This is a genomic window from Mojavia sp., from assembly GCF_059505145.1.
Map to the genome: position 1 here is coordinate 369 of NZ_JCACKA010000051.1, position 2,481 is coordinate 2,849.

Annotated in this window: 1 protein-coding gene, 2 tRNA genes and 2 rRNA genes (1 of these 5 cut by a window edge); all 5 read left to right on the top strand. The window is 56.0% G+C overall.

Features of this window, described 5'->3' with window-relative positions; translation table 11 throughout:
- A 16S ribosomal RNA gene (locus tag AC5JL8_RS10365) occupies positions 1-53 on the top strand (its annotated part extends 368 nt beyond the left edge of the window); the annotation flags it as partial.
- A gap of 99 nt (positions 54-152) precedes the next feature.
- The gene (locus AC5JL8_RS10370; protein ID WP_495879697.1) at positions 153-326 is read left to right on the top strand and encodes a hypothetical protein; all 174 of its coding nucleotides are present in this window, start codon (positions 153-155) and stop codon (positions 324-326) included.
- A 100-nt stretch (positions 327-426) separates the two neighbouring features.
- Positions 427-503 (top strand) — tRNA-Ile (locus AC5JL8_RS10375).
- 77 nt (positions 504-580) lie between these two features.
- A tRNA-Ala gene (locus tag AC5JL8_RS10380) sits at positions 581-652 on the top strand.
- A 300-nt stretch (positions 653-952) separates the two neighbouring features.
- A 23S ribosomal RNA gene (locus AC5JL8_RS10385) occupies positions 953-2,481 on the top strand; the annotation flags it as partial.

A 2,481-nucleotide genomic window follows, 5' to 3' on the forward strand; every position in this document is an offset into this window, starting at 1 on the left:
TGAAGTCGTAACAAGGTAGCCGTAGGGGAACCTGCGGCTGGATCACCTCCTTTCAAGGATATCTGATGATGCTGATGGGTTTCGGCCTGTTGGGATTGTTGGGTTCCGACAACATAAGATGCTTGTTCATGCCGGCCTGGTTGGTTTGGCTCATGCCTCGGATGGGGTTTGGGTTGGCTGACGAACAGGCCTGTCACGATGCTGGATCACGAGAAACATCATGCCGCTGGGCTGGATGCTGTGGCGATGCCGGAGGTGAGCGAGAGCTTGCCTGGGCGCTGACCGCGTATCCCGGTTCGGGAATTTGCAAAGATTACAGGTGTTGACTGGCTGGGATAATCCTGGCTTGGGGGCTCCGGCCTTGGGTGATGAGCCCGCCTGGAGAGGTCCTTTGGTTGGGTCTTTCTGGTGGGTTTGAGAGCTTTGGGGCCAGTAGCTCAGTTGGTTAGAGCACACGCTTGATAAGCGTGGGGTCGGAGGTTCAAGTCCTCCTTGGCCCACCATTGATCTGGCTCCTCTGGGATGGGTCAGCGTGCTGCCGGGCTTGGCTTGGTGGTTTGTTGTTCTCGTCCTGGGATATGGGGGCGTAGCTCAGTGGTAGAGCACCTGCTTTGCAAGCAGGGGGCCGTCGGTTCGATACCGACCGTCTCCAAAACTTCAGTCTGGTGGGTTGAGTGTCCTGAGGGATGTTCCTTGCTGGATGGTGTGCCGCTGCACAACGGGTTTGCCGCCTGGTTTGGGTCTTGAGGGATCCTGCCTGGAGGCGTGATGTTTGACAGGTGAATCGGATTGGTTGGTCACGAGACCGGCCGTGCTGTGTGGGGCGAGAGCCTTGTGCGGGATGGTGGTGTCGTGAACAAAAGAGTGAATGAGTGAAGCTGAGTTCGTTAGTTTGGTAAGCTGATGATCGTATCGTGGGGTTTGGTCCTGCGTGCGGGCATTGGTGGTATGTATTGAGCGCGATAAGAGCGTTCGGTGGATGCCTTGGCGCCAAGAGGCGATGAAGGACGTGGCACGCTGCGATAAGCTGCGGGGAGATGCGAGCGATCGTTGATCCGCGGATTTCCGAATGGGGAAACCCACCCGTGAGGGTATCTGCACCTGAATACATAGGGTGTGGAGGCGAACCTGGGGAACTGAAACATCTCAGTACCTGGAGGAAAAGACATCAACAGAGATTCCGCTAGTAGTGGCGAGCGAACGCGGAGTAGGCCAGTGACCACTGATTAATAAGCCGAGCAGTCTGGAAAGGCTGACCATAGTGGGTGATAGTCCCGTAGGCGTGATGTGATCAGGGGTACTTGAGTAGGGCGGGGCACGTGAAACCCTGTCTGAACGTAGGGGGACCACCCTCTAAGCCTAAATACTCCTTGGCGACCGATAGTGCACAAGTACCGTGAGGGAAAGGTGAAAAGCACCCCGACGAGGGGAGTGAAAGAGACCTGAAACCGGACGCTTACAAGCAGTCGGAGCACCCTTGAGGTGTGACGGCGTACCTTTTGTATAATGGGTCCGCGAGTTCGTGTTGGCAGCAAGCTTAAGCCGTTAGGTGTAGGCGAAGCGAAAGCGAGTCTGAATAGGGCGTTCAGTTGCCGGCATGAGACCCGAAACCGAGTGATCTAGCCATGGCCAGGCTGAAGGTGGGGTAACACCCACTGGAGGGCCGAACCCACGCCTGTTGAAAAAGTCGGGGATGAGCTGTGGCTAGGGGTGAAAGGCCAATCAAACTCGGAAATAGCTGGTTCTCCGCGAAATCTATTGAGGTAGATCGTCGTCTGAACACCACCGGAGGTAGAGCACCGGAAGGGCTAGGGGGGCCCAAAGCCCTACCAAACCCTACCGAACTCCGAATGCCGGTGAGTGCTAGGCGGCAGACAGACTGTGGGTGCTAAGGTCCATAGTCGAGAGGGAAACAGCCCAGACCACCAGCTAAGGCCCCCAAATGATGGCTAAGTGGGAAAGCATGTGAGACGGCCAAAACAACCAGGAGGTTGGCTTAGAAGCAGCCATCCTTTAAAGAAAGCGTAATAGCTCACTGGTCTAATAGCTGTCTTGCGGCGAAAATGTAACGGGGCTCAAGCCATCTGCCGAAGCTGTGGATTCATCGAAAGATGAGTGGTAGCGGAGCGTTCCCTAGGCCTGTGAAGCGGTACCTGTGAGGGATCGTGGAGGTATGGGAAGTGCGAATGCGGACATGAGTAGCGACAAAGAGGGTGAGAAACCCTCTCGCCGTAAGTCCAAGGGTTCCTGCGCAAGGCTAATCCGCGCAGGGTGAGCCGGCCCCTAAGGCGAGGGCGACAGCCGTAGCCGATGGGAATCAGGTGAATATTCCTGAGCTCGTCAGAAGTGACGGCCTTGAAGTGCTATTATCCCTTATTGGATTGGGGTGGTGGCTGGATGGGTCCGGGAAATAGCTCTGACATTGAACCGTACCCTAAACCGACACAGGTGGACTGGTAGAGTATACCAAGGCGCTTGAGA

Excerpts from the sequence above, each read along its gene's own strand:
- AC5JL8_RS10370 (WP_495879697.1), top strand. The coding sequence starts at position 153 with ATGCCTCGGATGGGGTTTGGGTTGGCTGACGAACAGGCCTGTCACGAT.